This window comes from Paenibacillus sp. P5_B5, assembly GCF_056400365.1.
In genome coordinates this window covers 1-6,208 of the sequence record NZ_JBFULK010000037.1, presented here as the reverse complement: position 1 = coordinate 6,208, position 6,208 = coordinate 1, and the positions used below count along the sequence as shown (strand labels likewise).

Genomic DNA, 6,208 nt, shown 5'->3' with positions numbered 1-6,208 from the left:
TTTTTCTCGATCTGTTTCAGCCAGAATTGATCCACTAATTGCTAACACTTCAATAAAGACTGAAGTTAATCCATTTGACATTTTTATTGAGTCAACTAAATGTCTAAGATCTTTTGGCATTGATATTGAGTTTCCCATAGATCTTTTGTWCTCCTTCTCGGATTTCAGTAATCGGTAATTTCATCTAACGTTGTGTATTTCTGACGTTCAAACGGCTTAAGGCACGTAGTGCCGGGTCGCCAGACTTAGCCGATTGGATGTGTCGCCTGATTCCACTTCTTCGATATCCATCTTGGCGACCTAGGAGCGTCAGCGACGACGTAGGAATGTTATGTTAGAAGATGTCGTCGACTTCCTGAATTACTTTCAAATATGTCTATTCTTTTCTAGTCTTTCTATTAATTCATTTACCTGTTTTCTTGTTTTTAAAATAATCACTTGTTGATATTCTTTTATCTGTTCTAGTTTCTTTATTGTGTTCATTCGACTTCTTGCCCTATAATTCCAAACCCATTTAATAAATTCCCAATCTAATTTTTCTTTGCATTCTGCATTCATATCGGGTCTAGTTTTGTTATGATACATAATTCGCCGTTTAATAATCCGATAACTACATAGAAGTCTTGGCATGTCCAAAAAAATAATTAAATCCGCTTTCTTAATCCTGATATCCATTGTCCTTGAATAATTACCATCAATTATCCAATGATCTCCGTTAGTAAATTGTTCAACGATCTTATCCCACTCTTCATTTGGTTTAGGGACCCAATCAGGATTCCAAAAATAAGTATCCAAATGTATGACTGGGAGATCAAGTATGTTACTGAGCTTTTGGGATAGGGTTGATTTGCCCGATCCACCTGATCCAATAACCAATATTCGGTTCATATTTTCTCCTTAGATTATGTTTTACGACGATTTCTTCTAACGTTGCTGTATTCACGAACCCTCACTGGCTTAAGTGAGCGGAGCGAACGGATCCGACGGACTTAGCCTGTGCAGGGTTGTCTGCTGAATCCACCTCTTCGAGTAGCCTCTGCAGACCAAGGGACCGTCAGGTTCTGCAGCGTCAATTTGGTGTTATAGGATGTCAGCGGCATCTTCGAATATCCACTAATTTCTTTTTTTGATTAAATTATTTTTGAAAAATTCGTCTCTTGTTAATATCATATCAACCGCACTTCTGCTTCTACCCATTGGATCAATCCAACAATCATTATTAATTCCTATGACTTTAAAGCCAATTTTCTTATATAAATTCTGAGCTCTATTATTTTCCAATAGAGTATCTAAATATATTTGTTTTAGTTCATATGTAGTAAACAAATAATTAATAAATGTTCTTAACGCATCTTGTCCATAACCTTTACCCTGGTATGTTAACTCACATATCTTGATTCCAATACCGCAACTCACATAATTTTTATTTTTGAAATTGCATTCACCTATTGGATAATTCAACTCATCTAAAATAATAAACAATGAGTTTTCATTTTCTAAATTGGCTAAACGCTTCCTTAACCTATCAGCGCTTTCTTGCATACCGTCTGGAAATCCAACATGTATCATCACTCTTCCGTCAGCATACCATTTACATAAGAGTTCAGCATCCTCAGGCTCTGCTTTTCGAAGTTTAACTTTTCTTCCAGTTATAATATCAGACAAATATTATTTCCTCCTCGAATAACAAGTCTTTTGAATTTTAACTTTTCTTTCGCTGATTTCCTATAACGTATCTCACATGGATATCCCGTTTTTATGTTAGACCCCTTAACGACTCATAAGCTCAAAAAACGCTCTACTCGTAAGGTAAAGACCGATCCCGTTGATACAATTCGAATTGCTAATGCGTTCTATTTAGGTGAAGGTACCCCACTCATTCCAGTGGATGAAAAGGTGACTGAACTGCGATTCCTCTGCCGTCAACATTCCCAGTGGAAGGCTCCTCTTGATGAAATACAACTGCAATTCCGTTCCATTGTTGACTTATCTTTTCCGGGATATGACAAAGGCTCTTCAAAATATTTTCAACTCTTCATCCATTCAACTACTCACTAAGTTCAGCAAAATGGAATCATTAGTTCAAGAATCTTCTGCCTACCTTCACACGCTCGTCCCTGGGGTGGGACCGATTACTGCGGCTATGATTCACGCTGAAATTAGGGACATTAAAAGGTTCCCTTCCATGAAACAGTTGACCGCTTTTACCAGGCTGGATTCATCTGTTTACGAGTCAGGAACCTTTAAGGCGAAACAAAATCGCATTTCAAAGCATGGTTCTGCTTATCTCCGCACAGCGCTCTATCAAACAACAGTTTGCGGCATTTCAAAACAAGTCCATGGCCCTCGAAATCCGATTCTATGGCGATATTACCAGCAATAGCGTCTTGATGGCAAACCTGCAAAAGTCGCAATCGTAGAGTTGCCGCCTTGAAATACTGAAAAAATTAATTATCGTATTTACCTTTGTTTTCAAGTTTTATATAGGTATTATCTGTATCTTTAACTGCAATATATTTACTTATATCTATTCCCTTAATCTTAAACAGTTCTGTCCCCTTCTTGTATTTGTTTGAAAATCCATTTGAATAAGCTCCTTCCTTATCAGAGTATTTAGTTACTTTCCCAATCTTCATTTCAATAGCTTCCTGTTCAATCTTCTCATCTGTTACCTGATATGTAATGTTATTCAAAACAACAAATTGAAAAGCCCAACTAGTACTTGAATTTCTATTACAACCTACAGTTATAATGATTACCGCTATTATTCCAAGAAAGAGTTTTGTAGATCTCATCTTTGCACCTTCTTTCAGTAACAAGTTAGCTTATTTAGCGGGGCAGACCAAGGGCCGTTAAGCCCGACGCATGAATACGGTCCTATCGGATGTCAACGTCTTCCCTGAATTACTTATGTCTCCGTTTAGTTCTCAAATTTTTTAATGAAGTTCTTTTGGTCCTTTGTAAACCTATAGTTGCGTCGTTCATAAAACCTGTGGGCATGTATTCTACTTGGATGGGATAATAGTTTCATTCCAGAAAATCCATTGTCTGTTCCCCACTGTTCAAGACGATCAATCAATATACTACCTATACCTTGATTTCTATGACTTTCCTTAACAACAAATCCCAGAACGTTTATTAAAGAGTCGGAAAAAAGTAATTCGTACGGGCTTCCATGAATGTATCCTATTACCCTTTCGTTCTGTTCGAAAACAAAGATGATATCTTTAGTTTTCTTTATAATGATTTCAATTTTTTCTTTTACTTTCTCTTCGGAAAATCCATACAAATTTGGGTTAAAGTCTTGATTTAACAAATAAATATCGTGATGATCAGTTACCCTTATTTCCCTGACTTTGTTTTCTTTCATATTAAACACCTCAATTCACTTCAGTAAACGGATTTGGATTTTGCGTTGATTTCCTATAACGTTTCTACATTCACGACGTTCAAGCGGCTTAGCAGCGTAGCTACCGGGCGGCTTCGCCACTTAGCCGGTTGAATGTGTCTTGTGAGCTCACTTCCCCGGAGTGCCTCTTCCGGACCAAGGGTCGAGCTTGCTCACCCCGCCGCGTTGAATGCGATGTTATCGGATGTCAGCGACTTCTTTGAACTACTTACAGTATTTTTTCAACTATCGTCTCCCGGTAGCTCAGTGACTTGTAGAGTAAGCTTCTCCGCGCTGACGGTAACTGCAAGTTTCGATAAAAAAGAGATACCTCTCAAGGTAGGGTATCTCTACGTTATACAACGGCTATACTTTTGCTATTGGTTTTATCGGAAGCAGCAGATCCAGTTGCGCACATTTATCAATTTCCTCGTTACTCAAGTGATATTGATTGATGAAGTTGAGATGTTCCTCCAAACAATCAGGATCACCTAAGTTATGTTCATACTCACTGCTGTTTTTAACCCATTCGGAAAGCCAACCCCATTCCTCAAAGTTACCCATGGGTATCATATGGGCAGCGTATAAACCACCGGGAAAATACTTTTTTACAAAAGGCTTCTGTACTTCCATATTGTTAGGAATGGTTACCCATCTCTCATACCCATGGTCTGCTCCATCTGGATGGTTAAAACCATAATGCCGTAAATCAGGCTTTATGTTGGCAAGATTCGTCTGAATCATAAACCGCTGCATCTCATTTCCAGTGTCGTATTCCGGTGTACCACCAAGACAGTGGATTGATGCTACTGTGGAAGGGGGTAAATAGACTATTCGTACATCTTTCAGCTTAGACAAATGATTATCAGCCATATTCAAATCATTCATGGCTTTATCCTCCTTTAAAACGGTTTTTGTTGCAGGAAGGGTTTCAACGATTTGCCGAATGGTTTCGTCAACCAATAATCCCGAGCATATTTCCACTTCAGCATTTTCTCTAAGGATGGTTATAAATTGTTCCAACACTGTCTTAATTGTAGTCAATGCCGTGATTTCATTTGAAAGTTCTATGATCTTCACCTGAAAAGCCACTAGTGCTACTCTAGACTCCTCACTTTGCAAGACTCGCTGTATTTCTTTTAATGGAATTCTCAGCTTACGTAAGATTAAAATCTGTTCCAATCTTTTCAACGAACATACATCATAGGTGCGGTAGGCATATCCTTCCTTCTTCAAGCTTTGAAGCAAACCAATTTGCTCATAATACCTGAGTGTTCTTGTTGAGATCTGATAATTTTTTGTAACCTCGCTGATTGTTTGTAACTCCATGGTTCCTCCTTTCAATTACAAGCTTAAAGTACGACACGACGTCAAAGTCAACTGGTTTCTTACATGAGAATTCCCATACTACAGATTGCTGGAGCCCTTTCACCAAAACGGAAGAGTAGGATTTTTTCCTCATCCAGGCTTCCCCAAGTTACTTCGAAAGACTTGCCGGTACTTATGATATGGTTCAGAATATCACAATTAAACTAATCTGCCGTTAGTTGAGGATCTTCAACGCACTTGATAAGAGTTTCTTTTAAATTTTTTCACTGATTTCCGATAACGTATGTGTATTCACGACCCTCACTGGCTTAGATATCTCCTATCTTAGCAAGTGAGGGTTGTCTGCTGAATTCTCATCTATGCAATTGCACCTGGTAGACCAGGGGCGTTAGCCCGATACGTGAATATGATGTTATAAGTAGTCCCCGCCATCTTCGAATATCCCTAGAAATAATATATTTGGTTCTTATCTTGATATCGCACTTTATATTTATTCATTTCTTTATGATTCATTGATTCATTTACTCTTTCATACATTCTGTAGTATACATCTCCATATTTCAAACCATCTGGTAATAGCTTTTTCAATATCACTTCTGCAATTTCATATTTCGGTAATTCTACTAATTCCTCAACTTCTGCGTAAAATACCATACCAAAACTATCATTCATTGAGTAAATGGCTATCGGTGATATTTCAAATACTACAGCTCCTGTTTCTTCATATAACTCTCTACTAGCTGCTCTCATTATTAGTTCTCCCTGTTCTATCTTGCCTCCAGGTAGTTCCCAGATATCGTGATTCTTATTCCTAATTAAAATCAATTCATTTCTGTATTTCGAAATCACTACTACATATTTTAATTTTTCATTTTCAATCTCATTAAGTTCATACCAAGTAATACTCATGTGTTTAATCCTTTCAGGATCTTTAAAATTTGCGGGGATTTCTTATAACGTACCCGCATTCCTGACGTCCGAGCGGCTCAAGGCACGTAGTGCCGGGTCGTCAGACTTAGCCGCTTGGATTGTCGCCTGGATCCACTTCTCTGATATCCCTCTCGGAGACCAAGGAGCGTCAGCGACGATGTAGGAATGCATTGTTATACGCTGTTAATGCCATCTTTCGAGTAAGCTGAATAATTACTTCAATGCTACAAACAAATCAATCTCATTGTCTCGACTTTCTGGTTTATATCTTTCATCCCAAATTTCAAAATCATAATCCTTTGGTTCATTTCCTGTTTCTCTAATCCATTGGCCATATACATAGTCATACGTACGACTAAGCTCCGATTCAAGTCCCTTATGTGTGTAAGTAACATACTTACTTTCAGTGACAGCATGACTTATCATATTTAATGGAACATCGCCTTGTTTACTTACTTCATAACAAAGAATTTGTGTAAACCTATCCACCTGAGGATTAAAATCGGACTTCATAGGATAAATCTGCATTAAAATTACATTCTCATTTTTCTTGTTTTGAAT

9 protein-coding genes are annotated in these 6,208 nt (G+C 37.8%); 2 read left to right on the top strand and 7 right to left on the bottom strand.

Annotated features, from left to right (window positions below):
* Positions 1–366: 366 nt before the first annotated feature.
* Positions 367–888 carry a DNA topology modulation protein gene (locus AC1DOK_RS24205; protein ID WP_477556852.1) on the bottom strand — a complete coding sequence of 174 codons (522 nt, stop codon included), beginning with the start codon at positions 886–888 and terminating at the stop codon, positions 367–369.
* Positions 889–1,113: 225 nt separating this feature from the next.
* Complete coding sequence (locus AC1DOK_RS24200) at positions 1,114–1,665, bottom strand: GNAT family N-acetyltransferase (protein ID WP_477556851.1); 552 nt, start codon at positions 1,663–1,665, stop codon at positions 1,114–1,116.
* A gap of 93 nt (positions 1,666–1,758) precedes the next feature.
* Here AC1DOK_RS24200 and AC1DOK_RS24195 point away from each other — a divergent pair, with 93 nt between their 5' ends.
* Both AC1DOK_RS24195 and AC1DOK_RS24190 read left to right on the top strand, forming a co-directional pair.
* A complete protein-coding gene (locus AC1DOK_RS24195) occupies positions 1,759–2,058 on the top strand; it encodes an IS110 family transposase (RefSeq protein ID WP_477556850.1) in 300 nt (99 codons plus the stop codon).
* Positions 2,059–2,068: 10 nt separating this feature from the next.
* Complete coding sequence (locus tag AC1DOK_RS24190; RefSeq protein ID WP_477556849.1) at positions 2,069–2,383, top strand: IS110 family transposase; 315 nt, start codon at positions 2,069–2,071, stop codon at positions 2,381–2,383.
* Between the two features lie 64 nt (positions 2,384–2,447).
* Here AC1DOK_RS24190 and AC1DOK_RS24185 read toward each other — a convergent pair whose 3' ends face one another.
* The 5 genes from AC1DOK_RS24185 to AC1DOK_RS24165 all read right to left on the bottom strand — a co-directional run.
* Complete coding sequence (locus AC1DOK_RS24185) at positions 2,448–2,795, bottom strand: hypothetical protein (RefSeq protein WP_477556848.1); 348 nt, start codon at positions 2,793–2,795, stop codon at positions 2,448–2,450.
* Between the two features lie 125 nt (positions 2,796–2,920).
* A complete protein-coding gene (locus tag AC1DOK_RS24180; protein WP_477556847.1) occupies positions 2,921–3,370 on the bottom strand; it encodes a GNAT family N-acetyltransferase in 450 nt (149 codons plus the stop codon).
* A 384-nt stretch (positions 3,371–3,754) separates the two neighbouring features.
* Positions 3,755–4,717, bottom strand: a complete 963-nt coding sequence (locus tag AC1DOK_RS24175) for an effector binding domain-containing protein (protein ID WP_477556846.1) — start codon at positions 4,715–4,717, stop codon at positions 3,755–3,757.
* Between the two features lie 444 nt (positions 4,718–5,161).
* Entirely contained in the window at positions 5,162–5,626 is a 465-nt protein-coding gene (locus AC1DOK_RS24170; protein WP_477556845.1) for an NUDIX hydrolase, read from the bottom strand.
* Between the two features lie 234 nt (positions 5,627–5,860).
* Positions 5,861–6,208: GyrI-like domain-containing protein (locus AC1DOK_RS24165; RefSeq protein WP_477556844.1), on the bottom strand; the 348-nt coding region annotated here is incomplete at its 5' end.